The sequence below is a fragment of the Mucilaginibacter sp. A3364 genome (assembly GCF_059690715.1).
In genome coordinates this window covers 1,193,370-1,218,037 of sequence record NZ_JCAWED010000001.1, presented here as the reverse complement: position 1 = coordinate 1,218,037, position 24,668 = coordinate 1,193,370, and the positions used below count along the sequence as shown (strand labels likewise).

General features: G+C 45.7%; 18 protein-coding genes. 5 read left to right on the top strand and 13 right to left on the bottom strand.

Going from position 1 to position 24,668, the window contains the following annotated elements; translation table 11 throughout:
* Position 1: 1 nt before the first annotated feature.
* Together AC59JT_RS05335 and AC59JT_RS05330 are read left to right on the top strand one after the other, a co-directional pair.
* A complete protein-coding gene (locus AC59JT_RS05335) occupies positions 2-445 on the top strand; it encodes a Rieske (2Fe-2S) protein (RefSeq protein WP_497396580.1) in 444 nt (147 codons plus the stop codon).
* On the top strand, positions 442-1,668 hold the full coding sequence (locus AC59JT_RS05330) for a hypothetical protein (RefSeq protein ID WP_497396579.1): 1,227 nt from the start codon (positions 442-444) through the stop codon (positions 1,666-1,668). Before AC59JT_RS05335 ends, AC59JT_RS05330 begins: the two co-directional genes overlap by 4 nt.
* Positions 1,669-1,696: 28 nt before the next feature.
* On the opposite strand, the gene AC59JT_RS05325 is transcribed toward AC59JT_RS05330, so the two are convergent.
* A complete protein-coding gene (locus tag AC59JT_RS05325) occupies positions 1,697-2,323 on the bottom strand; it encodes a trimeric intracellular cation channel family protein (RefSeq protein WP_497396578.1) in 627 nt (208 codons plus the stop codon).
* A 216-nt stretch (positions 2,324-2,539) separates the two neighbouring features.
* Between AC59JT_RS05325 and AC59JT_RS05320 the strand changes: the two genes are divergently transcribed.
* Positions 2,540-3,430 (top strand): inositol oxygenase family protein, encoded by an 891-nt coding sequence (locus AC59JT_RS05320; protein WP_497396577.1) that lies wholly within the window; start codon positions 2,540-2,542, stop codon positions 3,428-3,430.
* 40 nt (positions 3,431-3,470) lie between these two features.
* Here the strand turns inward: AC59JT_RS05320 and AC59JT_RS05315 are convergent, their stop codons facing one another.
* Positions 3,471-4,490: a LacI family DNA-binding transcriptional regulator gene (locus AC59JT_RS05315; protein ID WP_497396576.1), complete on the bottom strand. Its 1,020-nt coding sequence runs from the start codon at positions 4,488-4,490 to the stop codon at positions 3,471-3,473.
* 140 nt (positions 4,491-4,630) lie between these two features.
* Complete coding sequence (locus tag AC59JT_RS05310; RefSeq protein ID WP_497396575.1) at positions 4,631-4,873, bottom strand: hypothetical protein; 243 nt, start codon at positions 4,871-4,873, stop codon at positions 4,631-4,633.
* Positions 4,874-4,969: 96 nt separating this feature from the next.
* Between AC59JT_RS05310 and AC59JT_RS05305 the strand changes: the two genes are divergently transcribed.
* Complete coding sequence (locus AC59JT_RS05305) at positions 4,970-5,119, top strand: AP2/ERF family transcription factor (protein ID WP_497396574.1); 150 nt, start codon at positions 4,970-4,972, stop codon at positions 5,117-5,119.
* A 125-nt stretch (positions 5,120-5,244) separates the two neighbouring features.
* A complete protein-coding gene (locus AC59JT_RS05300; RefSeq protein ID WP_497396573.1) occupies positions 5,245-7,023 on the top strand; it encodes a sialidase family protein in 1,779 nt (592 codons plus the stop codon).
* On the opposite strand, the gene AC59JT_RS05295 is transcribed toward AC59JT_RS05300, so the two are convergent.
* The 10 genes from AC59JT_RS05295 to AC59JT_RS05250 form a co-directional block, all read right to left on the bottom strand.
* A complete protein-coding gene (locus tag AC59JT_RS05295; RefSeq protein WP_497396572.1) occupies positions 7,024-8,418 on the bottom strand; it encodes a c-type cytochrome domain-containing protein in 1,395 nt (464 codons plus the stop codon).
* 12 nt (positions 8,419-8,430) lie between these two features.
* On the bottom strand, positions 8,431-9,363 hold the full coding sequence (locus tag AC59JT_RS05290; protein WP_497396571.1) for a sugar phosphate isomerase/epimerase: 933 nt from the start codon (positions 9,361-9,363) through the stop codon (positions 8,431-8,433).
* Between the two features lie 27 nt (positions 9,364-9,390).
* The gene (locus AC59JT_RS05285) at positions 9,391-10,905 is read right to left on the bottom strand and encodes a DUF1501 domain-containing protein (RefSeq protein ID WP_497396570.1); all 1,515 of its coding nucleotides are present in this window, start codon (positions 10,903-10,905) and stop codon (positions 9,391-9,393) included.
* A gap of 6 nt (positions 10,906-10,911) precedes the next feature.
* Complete coding sequence (locus AC59JT_RS05280; RefSeq protein ID WP_497396569.1) at positions 10,912-13,641, bottom strand: DUF1553 domain-containing protein; 2,730 nt, start codon at positions 13,639-13,641, stop codon at positions 10,912-10,914.
* An 11-nt stretch (positions 13,642-13,652) separates the two neighbouring features.
* Positions 13,653-14,363 carry an SGNH/GDSL hydrolase family protein gene (locus tag AC59JT_RS05275; protein ID WP_497396568.1) on the bottom strand — a complete coding sequence of 237 codons (711 nt, stop codon included), beginning with the start codon at positions 14,361-14,363 and terminating at the stop codon, positions 13,653-13,655.
* Positions 14,364-16,571 (bottom strand): alpha-galactosidase, encoded by a 2,208-nt coding sequence (locus AC59JT_RS05270; protein ID WP_497396567.1) that lies wholly within the window; start codon positions 16,569-16,571, stop codon positions 14,364-14,366.
* An 8-nt stretch (positions 16,572-16,579) separates the two neighbouring features.
* Complete coding sequence (locus tag AC59JT_RS05265; RefSeq protein WP_497396566.1) at positions 16,580-17,947, bottom strand: sialidase family protein; 1,368 nt, start codon at positions 17,945-17,947, stop codon at positions 16,580-16,582.
* A 145-nt stretch (positions 17,948-18,092) separates the two neighbouring features.
* Positions 18,093-19,382: a sialidase family protein gene (locus AC59JT_RS05260; protein ID WP_497396565.1), complete on the bottom strand. Its 1,290-nt coding sequence runs from the start codon at positions 19,380-19,382 to the stop codon at positions 18,093-18,095.
* A gap of 107 nt (positions 19,383-19,489) precedes the next feature.
* Complete coding sequence (locus AC59JT_RS05255; protein WP_497396564.1) at positions 19,490-20,971, bottom strand: RagB/SusD family nutrient uptake outer membrane protein; 1,482 nt, start codon at positions 20,969-20,971, stop codon at positions 19,490-19,492.
* 16 nt (positions 20,972-20,987) lie between these two features.
* Positions 20,988-24,449, bottom strand: coding sequence for a SusC/RagA family TonB-linked outer membrane protein (locus AC59JT_RS05250; protein ID WP_497396563.1), 3,462 nt, complete (start codon positions 24,447-24,449; stop codon positions 20,988-20,990).
* Positions 24,450-24,668 lie beyond the last annotated feature (219 nt).

Below are 24,668 nucleotides of genomic sequence, written 5' to 3'. Positions count from 1 at the left end.
CATGGACAGACGAGATTTTTTACGCGATGGCTGCATTGCCTGCGTTGCCGGCATGGCCGGTTTAACTACTTTATTAAGTGGATGCTCATCCTACCATTACACTACCGGAAAAATAGTGAAGGACGGGTTAACGGTGTCGCTTGAGCCATTGCTTGCCGCTAAAAGTCAGGGCAGTTACCTGGTGGTAAGGCATGATGCGTTACGCTTCCCGGTGGCCGTTTTTAAGATAGACGAGGCTAACTACACCGCGCTTTGGATGCAATGCGCCCACCAGGGTGCCGAATTGCAGGTAGCAGGTACCCAACTGGTATGCCCGGCTCACGGCAGCGAATACGACCGTAACGGTAAGGTAACCCAGGGCCCCGCCGCCCGCGACCTGCGGGCCTTCCCGGTAACCGTTACCGGAAACGAATTATTTATCGACCTACGAAAACGCCAGGCATGAAAAAACTAATACTTACTGCAGTAATTACTTTGTTGTTGACGAACGCGCAAGCCCAAATTGACAGCACACTGCTGCGCCCAACATTTGGCGATACCAGCAGATTAAAACTAAATATGGATGCTACCTATAGCCGTCCTTTTTTATCGGTGGGTAAATTGCCGGTGGCTTTAGGTGGTTATGCCGAGGCCAACTACCAGCATTTAGGTACCGATGGCGTAACCGAAGGCCACCAATTCCAGATGCGGCGGTTTACTTTATTTGTGGCTTCTACAGTTTATGATCGGATCAAATTTCTATCTGAGTTAGAGTTTGAAGATGGAGCCAAAGAGATAAACGTGGAGTTTGCGGCCCTGGATCTTGAACTTCACCCATTATTAAACCTGCGCGGTGGTATTATACTTAACCCAATTGGCGCATTTAACCAAAACCACGACGGGCCCAAATGGGAGTTTGTTGATCGCCCCGTTTCGGCAACAGAAATGCTGCCTGCTACCTGGAGCAATGCCGGCTTTGGTATATATGGTAAAGCTTACCGGCGGGATTGGGTATTTGCGTACGAGGCATATCTTACCAACGGTTTTAACGACTTTATTATTAACAATCCAACCGGCCGGACTTCCCTGCCGGCAGCTAAACTTGACCCAAACCGCTTTGAAGAAAGTTATAACGGCATGCCTTTAGTGACGCTAAAAACAGCTATTAAAAAACAACGTTTTGCCGAGATAGGCTTATCGTACATGGGCGGCATCTATAACAAGTTTCAGGATGATGGGCTTGTACTTGACCAAAAGCGCCGTGTTGACGTTTTCGCGTTGGATATGAACACCACCGTACCCGCATCCGGAACTTACGTTAATGCCGAATGGGCCTGGGTGTTTGTGGATGTGGCCCCTACCTATACACAACAATACGGGCGCGGGCAACAGGGCGGTTTTATTGACATAGTTCAACCGGTATATCGAGGTACTATTGCAGGCTTACCGCGTTCGGTGATCAACCTGGCCCTACGTGCGGAGTATGTTGATTGGAACGTCGGTAAATTCCAGGAAACGGGCGATACTATCGGAGACCATATCTGGGGGCTTACGCCAAGTGTTAGCTGGCGCCCCGGCCCGCAAACGGTTTTCAGGCTCAATTACAAAATAGTACGGCAGACAGACCTGTTAGGTAACCCGCCTTCCAAAACCGGGGGCTGGCAATTTGGTATATCCAGCTATTTTTAATCTGATACTGAAAATCGGAACACTATACTCAAAGTGTAGGTAAATGCCATTTACGCAGATACGATATAATCCGAATTGCACTGATCACCAACGCTGCCGCGAGTTGTGCCGGTTCATCGCCTATTATACTCCGAAGTAAAAAATATATTAACCCGCCGGCAATGCAGGCTGTGGCATATATTTCTTTAACATGAAATAAAGTGGGGATTTGATTAAGCAAAACATCGCGTGAAACGCCGCCAAAACAACCGGTAATGGTACCTAATGCTATGCAAATACCGGGGCTTAATCCTGCCATAACACCTTTCTCTAAACCTATTATGGTAAACAAGCCCAGGCCCAGTGCGTCAAATACCAATAAGGTGCGCTGAAAATTTTTGATCCTGTTTCGGAAAAGTAAAGCGATGGGCGTGGTAATTAAAATGATCTGCAGCAGGTGCGTGTCTTTTAACCATGCCACCGGTGTATCGCCCAGCAGAACATCGCGAACAGTACCACCACCTATTGATGTTACAAAGGCTATCACCAACACGCCAAAAACATCAAGTTTCTTTTCAACAGCGGCAAATACTCCCGATATAGTGAACGCGATAACGCCCAGCACTTCTATAACGCCCGAAAAAGTATCTAACGATAGTGTTATATGTTCATTCATGGTTGGTGGCTTAATTCACGGGTATAACAAAATTACATATACGCGTCCTATTCATCAATTGAAACATCTGTCAAATTATGACTTTACTATACTAGTTTAAGTAAACGTTTACTTAACTATTTACCGCTATTGATGCCCGATCTAATCACTATAATGCCGAATTTAGATTAATAAGCCAATTATAGCAGGCCTTCTGCATTTAAAATAAAACAATTTATGAGTATGAGCAACGCTAATAACCCCATTGACGAATTAACCCCACTTGCCAATCTTGACGAATGGGAAGAAGATATATTAACCCGATACCCCGATCCTTCTAAAATAAACGAGGATAAAAAGGAGGCTGATTTCAGGAATTACGAAGAGACGGAAAAAGATGGCGTGCGCGAGTTTTATCGCCTTAACCATCGTTACCAAACTTATGATTTTGTGCTGGAGCACAAGGCCAAATACCTGAAATTTGATAAAAAAGAAATGCCTATTTGGGACGCTTTTACCTTTTTAAACCAATTGGTAGACGACTCTGACCCGGATACAGACCTTGACCAAATGCAGCACCTGCTCCAAACATCAGAAGCGATACGCAATGACGGGCACCCGGATTGGATGGTTTTGGTGGGCCTGATACATGATATGGGTAAAGTGCTTTGCCTGTTTAACGAACCGCAATGGGCTGTGGTGGGCGATACTTTCCCGGTGGGCTGTGCTTTCTCGGATAAGATCGTCTATTCGGAGTTTTTTAAAGATAATCCGGATATTGATGATCCCCGCTACAATACCAAACTGGGTGTTTATACACAAAATTGCGGGTTGGATAAGGTGCATATGTCATGGGGGCATGATGAGTATGTGTACCATATGATGAAGGACTACCTGCCAGAGCCGGGATTGTACATGCTGCGCTATCATTCCTTCTACTCACAACACCGCGAAAATGCTTACAGTTACCTGATGACGGATCATGACCATGAGATGTTTAAATGGGTAAACTTATTTAACCCATACGATCTGTACTCAAAAAACCCGAACCAGAAAAGCTGGGAAGAATTAAAACCTTATTATGAAAACCTGGTGGCTAAATACTTGTCACCTACCCTTCGCTTCTAACAAAACACAAACTATAAACGGGGCGTAAATGCGAAAGTGTTTACGCTTTTTTTGTGCTTGTTGAATTTCGGATATGTAACACAGATGGTATTTCCTCGCTTTCCTCTGTGAGGTTTATATCAGTATTTTTTAATCCTTTTAGCAATGCCTTCGCCGCTGCCTTCCCCATTTCAAAAGCAGGCTGCGTTATGGTGGTTAAACTGGGGTTGAAAATTACTGCCGACGGCTGATTGGAAAAACAGATCACCTTCACATCATCAGGGATATTGATGGACAGTTCCTGGCAAGCCAGGTAAATCTCTGTACTCAGCTTTTCTACCGTTGCTATAATGCCATCAGGCGGGTTGGAGCCGCTCATTAAATCAGCTACTATTTTGTAGTTGGCCGCTTCATCTTCGCTACAGGTAATAACCTTGCAGCTATCAGCGTCAAGCCCATGTTCGGCTATTGATTTTTTAAAGCCATTGATCCTTTCGGATATGATAGAGAGACTGTTTGATATAGCCAGCAGCACTATGCGCCTGCAACCCTCATCAATTAAATGATGGGTGGCCTGATAACCGCAGTCATGATCATTGGTAGTTATACGGGCAGTATTTAATTCGTGACAAACCCTGTCAAAAAAAACAACAGGCAGCCTGCTGCCAAAAGCAGCAATATGTTCAAATGAATTTGTTTCGGAACTTAAAGACATGATAGCGCCATCAACCCGGCCGTTAGCCAATTCATTTAAAATGGCCTTCTCTTTTTCCAGCTTTTCGTGTGTGAGGCATATTAAAGTTTGATAGCCGTTTTCCATCGCAACCTCTTCTATCCCGTTAAGTGCTTTGGCGAAAAAACTATCAGCCACTTCGGGTATCAATACGGCTATGGTTTTGCTTTTGTGGCGACGTAAACTACCGGCATAAGCATTGGGCACATAGTTCAATTCCCTGGCTAATTCAAGCACGCGCTGCCTGGTCGGCTCGCTAACCTCGTGGCTCCCGGCGAAGGATTTTGATATAGTTGCTGTAGATACGTTTAAACGTTCTGCTAACTGCTTAATGGTAATCGTTCCCATAAGGTTAAACTAAATAATGCAAATGAGCAGGATGCTTATAGTGGTTGATCAAACATTTATATTTTAAATATAGCAATTACCATAGCAAACAAAAAGGCCCACCTGCCGAAGCAAATAGGCCCTTATTAGTTCGGATTAAATTAGTCTACAACCGCGTCGGTAGCTGGGCGGGTTAGATTTTTTGATACGCCGGTTTTGTCGCTGATGAAGGCAGCCAACAGATCTTTGCCCTTTTCCTGGGTCACTTTTGATATGCCTGCCAGTACAGATTTACCTTTTTCGGTAAATAATAACCAGGCTAAACCGCCCGCTACTGCGGTACCGGCTGCTATAGTTCCTATTAATACGCCGTTATGGTGTTGTTTTGCAAATGGATTTTTCATAGTTGTTTTATTTGATATAGGTAGAGTAAAGCAAAAAGCAAACCAAATCTGCTTTCTGTTGATAAAACATTGCGTGAGGCAGGCTGTTGAATTTTTATGATCAGGAAACTTAAATCGGGCCAATACCGCATCTACTCCAGGAAAGTAGATCCCGAAACCAAAAAACGCCGTAACCTGGGCACCTTTGATACCAAAGAAGCCGCCCAAAAACACGAAAAAGAAATACAATATTTTAAGCATCATTAGGAAAAATCCACGTACACCGTACCGCTTAAAGGAAAATACTATCAATACAAATAATAGTATTAGTTGCCTGTTATTTAAGCACTTAGATTTATAGTAAACAAGCGCTATAAACTTAAGCAGTACACATGAAAACCATCTTATTAATATGCGCGGGGCTACTGGCCGGCACCCAGCTATTTGCCCAGGCAAACCAGCGCGTGGAAGGGTTTGATACCGTTGTTTATCATAACAACGGCAATCGCTCATTAACCACTATCGACTACAGGGGCAAAACCTTTGGCTACATGACACCGGCCTGGTGGACCACAGATCGTGAACAGAAAAACCTGCTTTCATGGCGTACAGGTGTAGTTCCTCAAAAACAAACAACTACTTTTTACTTTGTGGGCGCAAGCGCCCCAACCCCTGCCGAAATTTCGCGCGGCCCGTTTGTTAAGCTGAGTGTTAACGGCAAATATGCGCTTACTTTCTCTATTGGTATCTTCCGTGATTTTACCTGGAAGGAAGGCGATTTTGAATTGAAGTATTCATCAAAGCGGGTTGAATTTCCCTATTTCGGTTCCATGCGCGAATTTCATTTGGATGGTAACAGCGGTCTCTACCAGCTAACGGTGCCTGCCGATGTACTGGAAGCTGGCAAACGCGCCGAAATCAAAGTGGAAATGGTTCCTTTCCCCCGTTGGAATAATGGCTGGTTTATGGTAAAGCCTTACAAGGATGTCCTTAAACAACAAACTATTGAAAATTTACAGGGCGAAATTGCCACCCTACGCAATGATGTGGCCCTTATAAACGAGCAAACCCATATACTGGCTACGCAGCTTTACAGTAAAACGCTGGGTACCGATAAGTTTGAACACGAGGTTGTGTACAGCAATGGCTATCGCCACCTGCACCCGGCGGATATGATCAGGTTAATGAATGGCGAACTTTTGGTTATGGCCCGCGAAGGAACCGAACACATAGCGAATGACGGTGACGTGTTTTTATTACGATCAAAAGATAATGGTAAAACCTGGGGCGAAAAACAATGGATAGGTGCCATAAAAGATCTTGACGAACGTGAAGGAACCGGTATACAATTGAAAGACGGCACCATTGTGGTTGCTATTTTCTTTAATGATCTGTACCTACCCGATGGCCAATACTCGGCCTGGAAACCACAAGGAAAGCTGGCTCCATTAACTGACAGACCGCGTTTGGGTACCTATACCATTACCTCTACAGACAATGGCCGTACATGGTCAAAACCAAACTACATTGATATTAAAGGGATGCCTGTGGTTGGCTTAGAGGGCCCAACAGATGCACCTATTGAAATGCCCGACGGATCTATTTTAATGGCCGAAATAGGTTACAGTTTAAACGGTGATTCCAAAAACCTGGGCGCTATTATGCTACGCTCGACCGATAAAGGTAAAACCTGGAAATACCTGTCAACTATTGCCGACGATCCCGGCGCTAAACTGGGTGGATTTATGGAGCCGGGCATTGTGCGTACCAAAACAGGGCGGATTATAGTTGGGCTGCGCAACCATGCAGAGGATAACGCCATTTGGATGACCTACTCTGACGATGACGGCAAAACCTGGGTGCCTAAATGGAAGACAGACATGATCGGTCATCCGGTTGATTTGATACAGTTAAAGGACGGACGAATTATGGCTAGCTACGGTATACGACAAGTGCACGCTAAACCAGGCGGTATACGTGTTTGCTTTAGCAACGATAACGGTAAAACCTGGGACATTAATACCGAAGTACAGTTACGCAACGATTTTATTAATGTAGACGTAGGCTACCCCGAGTCAATTGAGTTGGAAGACGGGCGGATATTCACGGTTTACTACTTCAACCTATTCGCCAAATATTTCCTGGGCGGCACCTATTGGAAGCCGCAGTAGTTACTGCTTCTTAATTTCGGGCGCTTTAAATTCCTGGGTATCGGTAGCAAAAGTAGGTACTGAATAATTGCCCAGGTCAACACGAGCATTGGGGAATATCTTTTTAAGCTGTACACTGTCGTTCTTGGTAACGCGACTTTGATACAGGTAGATATTTCTCAATGCTTTTAAGCTTTTAAGCTGCGTTAAACCTTTTACTGTAACCGCCGTACCCACAAGGCTAATGGTTTTTAGCTTATCCAACTTCTTAAACTGCGCCAGGCCTGCGTCCGTAATTTTAGTGTTATTGATGCGCAGGCGAATTAGTTGTTCCAAGTCACCAACCTGCTTTAAAGAAGCATCTGTAACAGCAGTATTATCCAATCGTAGCCAAACTATCTGCTTCTTTAACTTAGCCAACTCTGTCATTACCGAATCGGTTATTGATGGGGCGTTTACAAAATTTACCGACAGGTAGTTACTATTAGCCGCAACAGGTATTACCGATATATTCCAGGCTGCTAAGCGTTTCAGGCTTTCTTCGTTAGCCGGATTAACTTCCTCTGCCGGTATCTCGCTCACCTCTTTGGTAACCTGTACTACGCCTGATTGAAATGATAATAATACTGGTTTGATGTTGGCCGGCTGTTTAAGCGCTGCCACTTTACTTTTAAAATCGGCACCATTGTCTATCCACCAGTGTAATAATTTTATTTCAGCTTCGGATAGTTGAGGTTTCTCTTTTGGTGGCATATGTTCGTCACGACCCAAAGGAAGCAACAGGCGTTTCATTAACTCGCTTTGCTCCGCATTGCCGGGAACAACAGTGTGGCCGTTTTTGCCGCCTTTTAGTATCAGCGTCTCGACATCAAGCCTTAGTTTGCCTTTTTGCTTTTCGGCATTGTGGCAACTGTAGCATTTACTTTGCAGCAATGGCTGAACCAGATCAGCATAAACAACGGCCTGCTGTACGTTGGCAATAGGTTTTATGACTACTTTTTCTTCGGCCGCTTTAAAAGAAAGATAGTCAGAACCATGGGTTAATGAGCCGCCCAGGTGCCCGGTAACGGCGATGAGTATAAGTAGTGCAAAAGATAGCAACCTCAACACAACTTCCGATTTTACCTTCTTAAACAAAATAAACAGAGCCAATGAAACTACTGCCACACCTATGCCCATCCACATATGCCAGCCTACCAGCTTCGCATCATAATCGCTACCGGTTGATAAGAAATATCCTGTAAGGCATGATAATACCGCGCACACCATCCCCCAAAAAAACAGGGTTGACATTACCGTTTTAAAATGTGCGAACCTTTGGTGATATGATACGATATGAAACACGCAAGCCAGCATCAATATACCTATGGGCAGGTGTACAAGTACCGGGTGGAAATGGCCTAAAAAATCACTCATAACAGGATAACCTTAGCGTGTCGAATAGCGTTCTTTTAGCAAATTTTTCATATGTACGTTAATGGCCCATTGGTCGGCAAGGGGTTGGCGTGTGTAGGGCAAGGTTGGCATATAGTCCGGCGGACCAAATTCTGTGAGTATGGTCATCCGTTCGCCTTTGCTTTTTTTGCGCGTTATCACTTTATCCCACCATTGCAGATGCGCCTCAAGTGCCTTATTCCATTCGGGCGCACGCGGATCACCAACCTGCGGTCCCTCGGCGTGACCAACCCGTGAATGGATATGATCAGCACGTTCAAGTGCCTGGTTCACTATATCCGGCATTTCTTCCAGCAAACTTTCATGCACTACACACCAATGCGAAATATCTAAAGTTAATCGCAACGCGGGGATAATGTCCATAAAATGCTTAGCCGTAACCGCCGAATATAAAATGCGCGAGCGATGCGTTTCGTGGTAGATGGGGATCTCGCTTTGCTTAGATAAGCTAATAGTATATTCAATGATTTGCCTGGCCTGATCAAATGAAAAATGATCTTTCCCTGAGTGACAATTAATGTAAAGCGGTTTCTGCGGACTATGAATTAAAACATCCAGGTTCTTCTTAAAATCATCAAAATGCTCGTTAAAGGTAGCTTGCCTGCCGGTGCATAAAAATCCAACCTGCAGGTTGTGCTTCTTTAGCGCATCAAACATTTCCTGCCGCTTATCAGCAGCGGGCATCCAAAGTTCGGCACCATCATAACCGGCGTCTTTTGCCGCTTTACAAAACGCATCAACCGTGCCGGGATAACCCCAACTGGTAGCCAAAAACAGCAAGTCAAAGCCCGCCGCAGCTTTGGTTTTTTCAAATTTTGGCAGATGATCAAAATTAAAAGCAGGCAGTACCGAAGCCGCTGCCACCGTACCGGATGATTTTATAAAGTTACGACGCGATTGTTGCACAATAGGTTTTTAATTGGTTATCACAATTTAAGCAATAATATCATTTATCACCTTTCCGCCTACGTCGGTCAGTCTGAACGGGCGGCCTTCCGACATATAAGTGAGTTCTTCGTGGTTAAAGCCCAATTGATTTAAAATTGTCGCCTGCACATCAAAGGCATCTACTTTACCACTGATAGCGCTGTAGCCGATCTCGTCCGTTTCGCCATAAGTGAAGCCTTTTTTAATGCCGCCGCCGGCCATCCATATGGTAAATGCTTCAGTATGATGATCGCGGCCTTTGAACGGGTTTTCGTGACCGTTACGGTTTTCCATCATCGGCGTGCGGCCAAACTCGCCGCCCCATACTACTAAAGTTTCTTCCAGCAAACCTCGTTGTTTTAAATCTAACAGCAAAGCGGTAACGGGCTTGTCAGTACTTCTGCATTTATTTTTCAGACCGATGTTTACTGCGTTTCCCGGACTGTCGCCATGAGCATCCCAACCCCAATCAAACAGTTGGATATACCGCACACCTTTTTCAACCAATTTACGAGCCAGCAAGGCATTATTGGCAAAGCAAGCTTTATCTGGTTGTGTGCCATACATATCATGAATATACTGCGGCTCATCGTTAATATTCATCACCTCTGGTGCCGATATCTGCATGCGGTAGGCCATTTCGTATTGCGAAATACGCGACAGTGTTTCCTGGTCACGATATTCCCCGTACTCGGCCTGGTTTACCGCGTTAATAGCTTCAATTGATTTTTTACGCAGATCGCGGCTCATCCCGTCGGGGTCTTTAATAAACAGCACCGGGTCACCCTCGCTTCGGCATTGCACGCCCTGGTAAACTGATGGTAAAAAGCCGCTCCCCCAAACGCTTTTACCCGCATCCGGAAAGTTGCCGCCGCTGGTTAAAACCACAAAGCCTGGCAAATTCTGATTCTCGCTGCCTAAGCCGTACGTTACCCAACTACCAATGCTTGGTCTGCCTAATCGTGGGCTGCCTGTATGTACCAACAGTTGCGCCGGTGCATGGTTAAACTGATCGGTAGTAACTGCTTTTAATAAAGTCACCTCATCAACAATGCTCGAAAAATGTGGCAGATTCTCGCTAACCCAGGTACGTGACTCGCCATATTGCGCGAAACTGGCCTGCCCACCCAGCATTTTAGGTACACCGGTTATAAACGCGAATTTTTTGCCTTTCAGTAATGATGGCGGACAATCCTGTCCGTCCATCTTCATTAGCTCGGGCTTATAATCAAACAACTCCAGTTGCGATGGCGCGCCGGCCATGTGGATATAAATAACACTTTTTGCCTTGCCGGGGAAATGTGGCGGTTTAGCCAGCAAAGGCCTGGCGGGGTCATAAGCTATGCCGGTACTTTTTTTTGAGCCGAAAAGGTTACCACAACCGCCAAGCATGGTGCCCATAGCCAATGCGCCCAAACCAAACGCACTTTCTTTTAAAAAATGCCGGCGTGTGCAGTTTCTCAGTTCAGCTTCCTGCGCCTCTTTGGCCAGCTTGTATGCGTGTAATTCATCCCTCGTCATATCCCATCAATTTTTGGTGATAATTTCGTCAAGGTTTAGCATCGCGTTAGCAACAATAACCAGTGCGGCCTTTTGTGGCTTAGCATCCTTGTCAACTGCTAATAACTTGGCGGCTTCTTTAGGTTGTGCCGTGTATTCTTTCAAAGCCGCGGTATATAAATTAGTTAACACCTGCAGTTTACCGGCCGATATAGGCTTGTATACCAGCAACTGGTACCCTTTTTTTATTTGATCTTTGGCCGCGATACCGCCGTCTCGTTCCATACGTGCTGCAAAATGTCTTGCCAGGTCAACATAAACCGAATCATTTAAAGTAACCAGGGCCTGTAACGGCGTGTTGGTGCGTATCCGCCGCGGACTGCAGACAATCCGCTGCGCGCCATCAAAAGTTATCATTGACGGATAAGGCGCCGAGCGTTTCCAATAAGTGTAAATTGCCCTACGGTAAGCATCACCATCTTTGCTGCTTGTCCATTTTGCAGCGTTGTAGGGCGACGACCAGATACCTTCGGGCTGCCACGGCATTACGCTTTTGCCATACATTTTATAATTGATGATACCACTTGCAGCCAGCGCCTGGTCGCGCACCTGTTCAGCACTCAAGCGAATGCGAGGCCCACGGGCATGGTACAGATTATTCGGATCCTTGTCTTTTAGCTCATCGCTTACTTTCGAGTCCTGCATGTAAGTGGCGCTGGTAACGTAGGCTTTCAGTAGTTTTTTCACGCTCCAACGGTATTCATTCATGAATTTGTAGGAAAGATAATCCAGCAATTCACGATGCGTGGGCGATATGCCCTGGGTGCCCATATCCTCCAACGTTTCAACTATGCCTGTCCCAAATAGCTGCTCCCAAAGGCGGTTAACCATAGTGCGCGACACCAGCGGGTTTTGCTTATTGGTTAGCCACATCGCTAACCCTAACCTATTTTTAGGTGCTTTAGCAGGCATGGCATAAGCCAATGACTGTGGCACGCCAACTTGTACCGCTTTACCATGAGATGTCCACGCGCCGCGTTCAAATACATAATTTGGGCGCTGCATAGCAGCGGGGTTCTCCACCATTACGGGCGTGGTTTGTGGCTTGCTGTTTATCGCATCCCAATAGGTTTTAAAGTTTTCGGCGTAGCCGGATGTGCCCTTGCCCGGGAACTGTTGCGCAAAATAAAACCAGTTGAAACGGGCAGCGTTCACGTCATCTTTGATAGAAGCGTTTTGATATTTCAGGTAAATATCCTTAACCCCATGCTGGCGGGCAAACTTTACGGATAGCGTTCCATCGCCATTTGGAGTTTCCGGCAGTTTGAAAGTGGCTATAACAACTCCATCCTTGTTCGAATCCAGTATTTGCAATGTGCCACCAGGCACACCGGTATTGTAGGTTAATATCAACTCGTCAGCACCCTCCATATCAACCTTAGCCAGCCTTGCCGAACTATTCTTTTTCATCACCAATAAACTGTTATTGTTAATGATAAATGAATTATCAAACCTATCAGCCAAAGGCGAATTGATCGCCGGCTGACCGGTTTTCAGAAATAACATAATAGGTTTTGCGCGTTGCGGATAATTTTTCAGCAGCCATTTATCCATCGTTTTAATCCGACCAGCCAAGGTGTCGTTATAACTACGAAACAAAGGAAAATCGTTAGGCACATCCTCATCCCTGGTGTTGTTAAAATAAGCCATAAACTGGTAAAATTCCTCATGCTTAAAGGGATCATAAGGATGGCTATGGCATTGCACGCAGGCAAAGGTGGTGCTCATTAAGCCGGCCCAGGTGGTGTTAATACGATCTAAAACAGCGGCGGTTCTAAACTCCTCGTTGTTGGTACCACCTTCATCGTTGGTAGGTGTATTACGTTGAAATGCTGTCGCGATGTACTGCTCGTCGGTAGCGTTAGGCAGCAGGTCGCCTGCTATCTGTTCGGTAAGGAAGGTATTGTAGGGTTTATCATCATTAAAAGCGCGTATCACCCAATCGCGATACTGCCAAATGCTTCTGCCAAAATCAGCTTCATAGCCTTTAGTGTCCGCGTAGCGTGCCACATCCAGCCAGGTGGATGCCCAACGCTCGCCAAAACGTTTGGAGGCCAGCAGCGAATCGACCAACAGGTTATAATCCCTCTCAAAATCCTTACCGTTTAAAAAACTGTTTGCAACCTGCTCTGAAGGCTTAACGCCGGTCAGGTCCAGGCTTACTCTCCGCAACAAAGTAGCCCTATCCGCTACAGGCGAAGGCTTAAACTCTTTATCTTCCAGTTTTTCATAGATAAACTTGTCTATATCATTGCGGATCCATTCGTTGGATATGTCAGGCACTTCTACATTTTTTACGGGTAGGTAAGCCCAATGGTCGCCCCATTTGGCGCCCTGTTTTATCCAGGTGCGCAGCGTGACTATTTCATCATCGGTGAGCGGTTCTTTTTTGTAAGGCATGCGCTCCTCGGGATCTTTGCAGGTGATGAGACGCATTAGTTCACTGCCGTCCGGGTCGCCGGGGATAATGGCAAATTTTCCGCTTTTGGCGCGTGCCATGGCTTCTTCCCTAAAAAGTAAACTAAAACCTGATTGCTTTTTAACGCCGCCGTGGCAGGCTATACACTTTTTGTTGAAGATGGGTTTAACATCCAGACTATAGTCTATCGTCTTTTCGGTTTTCGCCAAAGCATAAAATACCCCAGCAATAACCAGTACTATAATGCCCGATAAAATTAAAGTCCGTTTGCTTCTCATGCGCTGCCCTCCTAGTTTTTATTTACAAACATGCCGCCTGCCGAATGATCCTGGTGGTCGCGCTCACTCCCGTTATATAACCGGTTAAGCACAGCCGGGTATGGATCACCTTCCACAGTGCCCTGCCCCTCCATCATGTAACCGTAAGTAATGCTATCGCCAAAGCATACAAGCCTGTTTATATCAGGCTCGGTTAAGCTCAGTGCCTGGTAAACGGCGCTACCAATTAATTTATAGCCATTGGCTGTTGGGTGTACGCCGTCGTTAATATCAGCATTGGCCACATTCCTGAATAGCGAATCATATTCTTCACCCGATCCGCCGCAGGCTTTAAGTATCCGGTTGATGTCTATCAGCTGGCAATTGTTCTTAACGGCGAGTTTTTTGGCAATATCATTTGCGGCATCCACCCTTCGCTGCGGTGCTTCATCACCATAAACGGATGGTTTTACCCTTTCGTAAATATAAGCCTCGTTTATTGGTGCTATGGTCATTAACACCAGTTTGGCGTGCTGTTTTATTTTGGTGATGAGTTGCTGATAATTGGTCTCGTACTCCTCATATGTAAGCAGTTTCTGATCGTTCAGCATATCATTGGTGCCCACCATCAGTATCACCAAATCCGGTTGTTTAGCCAATACATCTGCATCCAATCTGAATAACAGATCAAACGTGTTATGTCCGTTAACGCCTGTATTAAATATGGTTACCTGCTGTTTCACTTATTTAACCTCGTCAATAGTCATTATCTGGCTTTCGAAAGCGTTTTTAACGGGCCAGCTAATACCTACGCTCATTAAAAAATCGCCTTTGTAAACGTTGCCTTTATCGGTTGCATCATTGGCTTTCTTTACAAGATACGATACATTGGGCAATAAACCTTCCAGTTTAATGATATTTGATCCACGGTCGGTTTCCTGACTGCCGCGCAGGTATACGGCCATGTTGTAACAAAACAGTACCGACGATTTGCCATCTGCCGCGTTATATTGCAAGGCGCTGCGGTTATGCTCATAAGGCGAAACCAGGGGATATAAAATTCCCTGCTGCACCAGTGGCCTTATTTTTTTATAAAGTTCGATCTTGTTTTTGGCTTGCGTTTTTTCGGCAGCCGTCCATTTACGGATATCGTTACCGATACCCAACACGCCCGACATGGAAACATCAAACCTGTAATCTAAACCGATTGGCTGATGGCGCGTAGTATTGGTTACCCACGATACCATGGTATTAGCCGGTAAGGCACTTAAAAAGCCATATTGAATATAAAGCCTGTCAATCGGGTCGGTATTATCGCTCACCCAAACCTGATCCATCCGCGACAGCATACCCAGATCAACCCTGCCACCACCGCTCGAACAGCTTTCGAATATCACCTTCGGAAATTTTTTGCGTAACTCATCAACCAGTTTATACACGTTGGCAATGTGTCTTATCCGCACCTCGCGCTGTAAGTTAGCCGGCGCGGTGGACCAGCCCGGTTCGGTCAGGGTGTTATTCTGATCCCATTTAATAAAGTCGATATCATTCTCAGATAGCAATTTGGTAAGCGTTTTTAGCATATGCTGATAAACATCCTCATTAGCATAATTCAATATCTGCCTAAACTGGTTGCCGGTACGGTTGGGGAATTGGAATATCCATTCGGGATGCGCTTTCAACATATCGGCGTTCGGATTAACGTTTTCCGGCTCAACCCAAAGACCAAATTTCATCCCCAAATCATGCACCTGTTTAATAACCGGTGTAAGCCCGTTAGGGAACTTATTCCTGTCAACCTCCCAGTTACCCAGTCCGCTTTGCGAACGGCCATCTGTACGGCCTTTAAACCAGCCATCGTCAATAGTAAATGTCTCGATGCCTATTTCGGCGGCTATTTTTGCCAGGTCTATCTGTTGTTTTTCGTTTACGCTGTAATAGGCAGCTTCCCAGCTATTGTAAATAACCGGCCTTAGCTCCTTACGGTGTGTTTCCAACAAAACATCATTACGCACGTATGCCGCTAAGCTTCGCGATGCTTCCTCGGAGCCTTTATCGGTAAACCCGACGGCCAGCTTAGGTGTTTGAAAACTGGTGCCTGGTTGCAAATCCCAACTGGTATCCCAAAAGTTGATACCGCCTACAATTTGCACGGGGCCATCAAACGTTTTATCGAAAATTAAATTCCAGTTACCGCTATAGTGTAATGAGCCGAACCATGTAGGCCCGGTTTTATTATCTGTAGCGCTTTTAGGGCGCACCTGGAACCATGATGGGTTATGGTTTGATTTAATACCCTTGGTTTCGATAGTTTTGGTGCCGGGGGTAAGTTCGGTATGCTGTAGCTGAAACTCGTTCAGATCGCGCCCAGCCAGATAGGTCAGCATATAATCGTTACCCGGCAGCGCGATACTGCCTGATTCCATATTCTCCAGTTTGATGCTTCCTTTTTTGGCAGTGTTTTTAACCACAGCCCATTTTTCTAATACGTCAAACTCGGGCAGCACACGTATATACGATACAACCTCCAAAGGATAAAATCGGTCCTTCTGGGTTATTACCAAGGTGTTTCGGCCGTTAACAGTTGTTATCTCGCCTTTAACATATTGCAGATCGGCATCACGTACATTGTCATTAAACACCACCTCAAGCATTGGCGTTTTCGACGTGCGTCCGCCGCGTACAGGCACCTCATCCAACCCTTCGTACCAGGCCGCGTTCTTCCTCAAGTATTCGGCTTGTTCTTTAGCGCCGTAATAGCCCGGTTTTACATGGCCATCTGCACCGATAATGATCTGATAGGCTGATGATTTGGTTTTGATCATCCAGCCATCCGGAGCATCTGTTTTAACAATATCCTGCGCCGAGACAGTCAGGCCGGCAAAGCAGGCTATTAATATTAAACCACTTCGCGTTAGCGCGAAACGTATAAGGTTACTAATATTTATCATTCTCTATTTCAGACAGTAATTTTCACTTTTCTACCATAAGTATAGCGGCCTTCCTTGCCATTCCAGTGGCCGAAATCATAAACCACAAATAGCTCGTTGTTTTTAGGGGTTTCCTCAACACACATGTAGTGCGTGGTATCAATGCCGCTGGTAAGGCGCGTTACATGGCTCCAGGTATCGCCACCGTCAAGGCTGAAGGCAAGGTAATTACCATTCCATGGGTGTGTTGGTATCGTCCAGCAAAGTTTAGCGCCTATGCGTACGCCAAATGCCGCTACCAAAATACCGCTGCGGGTTTGTATCAGGTCGGGGTCTACTACCGCACCTATCAGTTCTTTGGAATCGGGTTTAACAAACTCGCCTTTGCGTTTTACATCTTTAAACATGGCAGCCCAATCGCTGGTACGGTATACATCCAGGTTGGCGTATACGAGTGGTTTGGCTTTTGTCCAGGTTTTGCCACCGTCGTCCGAGTGGTTGCTGTACAGGTCATAGCCGGTACGCATCTGACAGATCAGTCTACCCGATTTAGGGCCTTTAGATACGCGTGTAATTACAGGTTCGCCAAAGCCCTCGGTGCCTATGTTTCTCTCTACTGCAACTGTCGAAACAAAATCCCAGTGTTTACCCTTATTTTTTGATTTAAAGAGCATCACACGGCTTTTTTTCATTTTAGGCTGATAGTCGCAAGGTTCGTCATCGCCTTTTTGGAAACCATAGATGGTGGTCAGCAGGTCGCCATTAGGCAATTCCAAAATACGACGATGTAAGCGCATAGCCACGTGCGGACGGCCACCATCATCTGCCGAACCATAAAACTCGGCATTAGGTATATCGAAGGTGATATCAAAAGGGCCCTGCAAGGTTTTATATTCATCCTTTGATGTATACATCAGGCCTGCACCGGTATCAGGCTTTGCACCAGGAGTAACGTAAGTTTCCAAGGCCATGATGGTACCATCTTTTAACTGCGTTATACCGCCTTCAAAATCCACTCCATTTTCGTTTTCTTTTAGAGGGAAATCTTTCCAGGTCTCGCCACCATCGCGCGATACTACGGTGCTCATCGCAAATGGATAATAGATCCTTTCCTGTGGATGCGGCTTATTGGAGTTTTGCGACTGTACGATGAGCGTACCTTTACGGGTGCACAGCATTGAGGGTTGTAAACCGTCGGGCAACACCATAACCTCTTTGCCAAACTCCAGCTTAACGCGTTTATCGGCCAGTACGGTTTGGGGCACGTTTGTTTGTAGCAGCGGTGCCGGATAATTGCGCGGCGCGGCAAACGCGTTCATCCGCATTAAAGGTATGCCCGCCAGTAATATCGACGAGTTTTGCAGAAATTTTCTGCGCGATGTGTTTTGATAACTCATGGTGTGATTGGAGCTATAATAGTGTTTGAAACAGTAAATAATTGGTGTGATACCCCCGCTCAGTTTAACCGGCTTGGTATCCCACTAATTTACGGCTACCAAAACCCCCATAACTAATATTTTCATGGCTATTGATAGTACTTTCTTATTTTAATTTCCAGTGCGTGCTCATTAAATTGGTTGGCTCGCCAAATTTGGGGGCCTGGTAGTAAACGGTTAGTATAGAGCCGTCATTAAGTTGCGTGCTTGATGGATAACCCAGGTCCTGGCTATCGGCTAAACTCAGCGTTACTTCGTCCTTGTATTCCCAGGTACGGCCTTCGTCTTTGCTAATGCAGGCACGTTCGCCAAATGGTTCTTTGCGTACACCGTAAACCATCAGTACCCAACCATTACTTAGCTGCTTTAAATGCGGAGGATAACCCCATATGCCGGTACTCTTCATGTTAGACCAGGTTTTACCACCATCCAAACTGTCAGACTGGAGTAAGAAACATTGTGTCCTGTCTGTCGGCTCATTACGTACCATGGCTATAATTTTACCCGATTTCAGTTCAACAACATGCGGCTCGGACATACCTGTAGTGCGTCCTTCGGGAGCTTTAATATCGCCGGTAACTTTCCAGCTACGGCCGTCGTCGGTAGATCGTTCAACTATTACATTCACTTTACCATCGCGCACAATAGTGCTTATATACAGCAGGTCGCCATTTTTTAATGCGATTGGGCCATGTGGTGCTGTACCTGTAGTGCGTACAGCAGGTTCCCAGGTTTTACCGCCATCTTCGCTGCGGCGTGTCCAATTACCCAATAATGCCTTTTTACTTTCAGCAGGTATCTTCTCGCCGATGCGCGCGTATTGGGCATAGGTGGTTTTTCGTGCCGGGTTGCAAAACTCAAGCGAAGTGAACCAACTCATTACCAAAGTTCCTTTTGCCGTTTGGATGATACCTGCATCGCGGTCGTCTAAAGCGGTGTTGTTAATAATGGAAGGTGCCGACCAGGTTTTACCATTATCATCCGACGTGATCAACTGTGTTTTACCATAAGGACAAACGTGCGAATCACGATCGCCGGAGAAAACCACCATTAACTTGCCCGTATTTGTTTTCAAAATAGTAGGCCAGCCAAGGTATCGGTTGGGTTCAAGTACAGCGTCTTTAGCTACCGTATGACCATTAGTATCCAAGGCGTACATGGTGCTTTTAGACGGGAAGCGGCCCGGCTCTATACAGATAGTTTTAGTTTCAATTACCTCGGCTATTTTGTTATCGGGTAATTTGCCGTCAAACCTGCTCACTGATGATTTACGAGCTGTTTTAATACTTGGCGATGCAGCGGCTTGTACCTGTTGCGGGACTAAGCCAGCCGTGGTGGCTATACCAGCCAGGGTGATAAAGTTACGTCGGCTAATGCCTGTGTCTTTTTTGCGCATATGATTGTTTTTATTCGTTAGTTCTATTTTTCGGATCTAAAAAAGGCAATGGGCGAATCCCGCTACAAGACCCGCCCTGCCCCCAATTATTAACCCTTAATTGTATTTTATTGCCATCCCGGGTTCTCGGTTACCAATGGCTCTGTTGTACGTATAGTCTGGCCGATCGGGAACAACAGTAAGCCCGGTTGCCCCTGTTTGCCTTGCAGCGATGGTACGATGTTAAACACCTGCCCGAAACGTACCAGATCCCACCAGCGTTTACCTTCGGTGGCCAGCTCTAACAGGCGTTCTTTTAATATCGCGTCGTCATTAGCAGCCGGTGTTCCGCTTACAAAAGTGTGCGCGGCAAAGTTGGCACCGTAGGCCCGTTGCCTCACCAGGTTCATTTCTGTAGTAGGATCCTGGCCCAAAGCGTTTTTGATCTCGGCTTTCATCAGCAGTATATCCGCGTAGCGATAAATTACCACATCAGTAAAGAAGTTACGCGTGCCCGCGTTGATCATACCAGAGCCTTTGGTTACTATAGAGGTTACGTACTTGTTGGCATTGTCATATATCTCAAAAAACGTTGCGTTACGGCGCTGATCATCGGTAGTAAACTGGTCGCGAACCAACTTTGATACCTGCGCAGTATTTACACCTGTGTTGCCTACCCCCTGCACACCTACAACAGCTAAAGTTGCAGCCGGTACGTTTGTTAGGTTACTGATATACATAGTTTGCCAGTAGTTTTGTAAACCTTCGTTTAACTGAAAACGAACAACCATCAAATCCTCTTTGTTGCCTTTATTGGTGTAGCTAAATATATCGCTGTAGACAGGTAATAACGATACGTCAGATGCCTGAGCGTCGTTTACTGCTGTTAGTGCAACATTTAGGTCGGCCTGCCCGCCTGCCATTACTTTAGCTGTCCACAAGTAAACATCGGCTTTCAGGGCATTGGTTGATGCCTTGCTCCAAGCACTGCGACCTGTTTCGTAATTATTGGTTGGATAAAGTGCCAGAGCTTTAGTCAAATCGCTTTTAATTAAAGTAAACACATCGGCTACCGGTGAGCGTGGCAGGTTTATACTTGCCGGGTCATACGATTCGATAGGCTCGGTACGTATAGGTACGCCGCCCCAGGCTCTTACCAAGGTAAAATAAGCGAACGCACGCATAGTGTAAGCCTGCGCCAAAATATTATTCCTGGTATCGTTACTTGGGAAAGAAATGGTAGGCACATATTTCAAAATAAGGTTAGCTCCGTTTATAGGGGTATAAAGGTTTTTCCATAAGCTGTTTTGGTTATCAGCATTTGGGGCACTCGCGTTAAGCGTATTATTCCAGAATTTATCATAACCCTGGGTGCCTGCTACCGCGTTGGTCAACACTTCGCTCCTGCCTTCGCCCAGCCAAAACAGGTCGTTGGCAGCTTGCACGCGAAAATCTACATACATACCACGCAGTGCGCCGGCGGCATCATCGGGCGTTTTAAAGAACGATGACGCGGTGATAACACTTACCGGCTTGGTTTCGATAAACTTTTTGCACGAGCTTGAAAACCCGGCACACAAGATCAATAAGATATATTTTAAATTTTTCATGATGATTTCCCTCTGATTAAAATGTAACATTCAGGCTTAAAGTGTACGTACGTGGTATTGGATAACGGCCACCTGCATCGGCATTCAGGTCGATACCACCACCTTCGGGAGACGAACCGGTGTAACCTGTAAAGTAATACAGGTTGGTACCGCTAAAGGTTATGCGCGCACTTTGCATCCGCAGTTTTTGCGCAAAACTTAGGGGCAAGGTATAGCCTAATGATACGGCACGTAAGCAAAGGAAATCTGCTTTCTCCAACGAAACCGAGCTGGTACGGTAGTTACCTGTTAAACTTTGATACATGTAACGCGGATATTTTGCGTTAACATCACCGGGTTTCTTCCACACGTTAGCAGCCAGGTCGGCAGTTGGTAAGGCGTCGCCTTGTAACTGTCCGTTAGCGATATAGGCCGGATAGTTCAACAGTGTAGCACCGGTAGTAAAATCGGTACGAATGTTCAGACTGAATTGTTTATAGTTGAAAAAGTTATTAAAACCACCTGTCCATGATGGGAACTGGTTACCCACGATAACCTGGTCGGTAACCTCGATGGTGCCGTTTCCGTCCAGATCGGCCCATATAGCATCACCGGCAAACTTTTTACGATTGGCGGCGGTAGCGTCTTTAGCCAGGGCTGCTTCGGCATCGGTTTGGTAAATGCCCATGTATTTGTAGCCGGTTAACACACCAATAGTGCCTCCCTCCTGCAAACCACCCAGCCAAACATACCTGCCTGCAGTTTGATCAAACGCATAGGTACCACCTTGCCTGTTGTTTTCAATACCATTATTAGGCAATTTTAAAATAGTACGTTTGGTGAAACCGGCATTGGCAGATACCGTCCATTTTAACTTTGCCAATTTTGGAAGTACGCTTACGTTAACTTCCATCTCTACGCCACGGGTTTGCAAACTACCCAGGTTGGTAAAAATGCTGTTAAAACCTGTAGACTGCGGCAGGGTAACCGTAGTTAACAGATCGTCTGTTCGGCGATTATAGTAATCTAAAATGAAGCTCACTTTATTATCAAATAAACCAATATCTGCACCTACGTCAAACGTTTTTGACTGCTCCCATTTCAAGTTTGAGTTAGGAATAACACTAGCGCGGATAGGCGCCTGGCCACCATACAGATCGCTGGTAATAAAGCTTCCATCGGGTTGAAAATCTGTAAGACCACTTATGTTACCATTTACACCGTAACTGGCACGCAACTTAAATTTAGAGCGGTTATTGGGATCAATTGTAGTCCAAAAACTTTCTTTGTCAATATTCCAGCCTGCTGCAATGCCCGGGAAGAAACCAAATTTGTAAGCTTCGCCAAGGTTTGATGCACCGTCATATCTGCCATTAACAGTTAACAAATATTTGCCGTCGTAATCATAATTAAGGCGGAAGAAACTACCGTCAAGCGATAATGAGTTATTGGTGCCGTTAACTACAGTTGGCGTAGCCGAACCGTTTAAGGTTGGGATAAGATCGGTAGCGGCGTTTTGGCCTGTTGCATTAAAGTTACGCTGGTTGCGGAAGTAGTGCGAGTAGCCCGCTTTAGCCTCAACATTATGTTTTTCGGCAAATGTGTGCACGTAGGTAAAAACCGCATCAATTTGTTGCTGCCTGGTTACGTTATCGGTTTGTGTTGCTGTACGCGATGTAACCAACGCACCACCCGGACCATTCAGGAAAGCTGCAGGTTGGAAGGTATACAAATAGGCACCTTCGCGCAGTAATGAGGCAGAAGGCTCAAAACTCAGGTCTTTCAATATATTCCATTTAAAACCTAAGTTGATAGCTACATCTTCAACACCATTATCGCCTTGCGGCGCGTACTGGCCTTTGTAGAAGTAGTCGGGGTTACCGATAGAACTGTTTTGACCACCAGGCGCAATAGTGCCATCTTCATACATATACTTGGCAGTACCCGGTAATGATGCCGAGCGATAAAACACGTTAGCTAAGCTTGACACGGTATTTTGCGTACGGTTTGAGTATAATACCTGTGCATAAGCATTAACGTTATCGCGTATTTTATAGCTACCATTCAGGTTAAAGCTTAAGCGTTTGTAAGCAGTTACTGTGGCTGTACCCTGGGCAGAACTATAGCCCAAACCTGAGTAGAACGTGGCTTTGTCGGTACCGCCTGTAGCGCTCAGATAATGATCGTTTGAAAGGCCTGTGCGGTAAATCAGGTCCTGGAAGTTTGTTTCTTTGTACAATAAGGTTTTTGTAGGGTCTATAGGATCCGGCATGCTTGACCAGCCCTCGTTTAACTTATACTCGTTAGCGGCAGTAAGGTATTGCGTGGTATAACCTGTTGTTTTTGCAAAGTTATTACCGGTACCTGTTGATGTAGCCGCGGTTAAGTTGGCTGTTAAAGCGGGGTTATAAACGCTTCCCCATACGTAACCTTGACGTTGCAGCGCTATGTAATCGCGCGCCCCCGCATATTGTACTATACGCTGAGCCTTAGCAGCCGAACCGTTAAAGGTGTAGCTTATAGCTGTTTTATCATATTTACCACGCTTGGTAGTTAAAATAATAACACCATTTGAACCACGGGCACCGTAAATAGCAGTTGCCGCAGCATCTTTAAGTACCTGTACTGATTCGATGTCATTTGCATTAATATCGGCAAGGGCGTTAGGGCGGATGATACCGTCCATAATATAAAGCGGAGAAGAGCCGGTTGGGTTATTAATGGAGGTACCACCACGCAGTATTATACGCGGCGCGGCACCCGGCTGGCCCGATGTGGTTTGTACCTGTAACCCAGCTATATTACCTTCTAAAGCTGTACCTATGTTGGTGTAAGGCACATCAGTTAACACACGTGTATCCAGCTTAGCTACCGAGGTTGTCAAACGCTCGCGCGATTGCGAACCGTAGCCAACTACCACCACCTCATTCAGTTTTGAAACATCTTCAACCAACGTTATTGAAATGTTTGCTCTGCCCCCGATATTAATTTCCTGGCTTACAAAGCCTACAAAACTTACAATTAACGTGTTGCTGCCATCGGGCACGCTTAATTTAAACTTACCATCGGTATCGGTAGTTACTCCAATGCTTGTGCCTTTAACTCTTAAGGCCACACCGGGTAAAGGTTCTCCTTTTTCATCAACCACTCTACCACTTATATCTTTTGGCGCGACTGCTTTTACGGTGTTGCTTGCCAGGTTATCAGTTTTAAGTTTAAAAACTACAGTTCCGTCTTCAATCTCAAAGCTTATGGGCTGATTTTTTAAGCTGGCTTTTAATGCTTCATCAAGCGAGGCATCGGTCACGGTTACCGTAACCGGTACAGTTTGATTAAGCATTTCGTCGCTGTAAATAAAATCATAACCGCTTTGCTGGCGGATTTTTTTTAATACCTGCTCCAGGCTCACCTTTTTTTCGTTGAGCGTTATTTTTTGAGCAAGGGTTCTTGCACTTACGGCCATAACTGAGATCAGCAGTAAGAATGTTGTGATCTTCATGACTAATAAAGTTTTGCGCGGCACATGAAAAAATAACGCGTGCATGCGTATTGCGTTTAAATTCATAATTTTGAGGGTTCGGGTTAAACAATTTGTTGCTATACAAATATTTTTTTTCCTAATGCGGCACTGCCGTTAAGAAAGGGAACCCGCACGTTTAACGTATCCCGAGGTCCAAGTCGGGATGCGTTTTTTTGTTTTGGGTACCCTGCCTGAGCT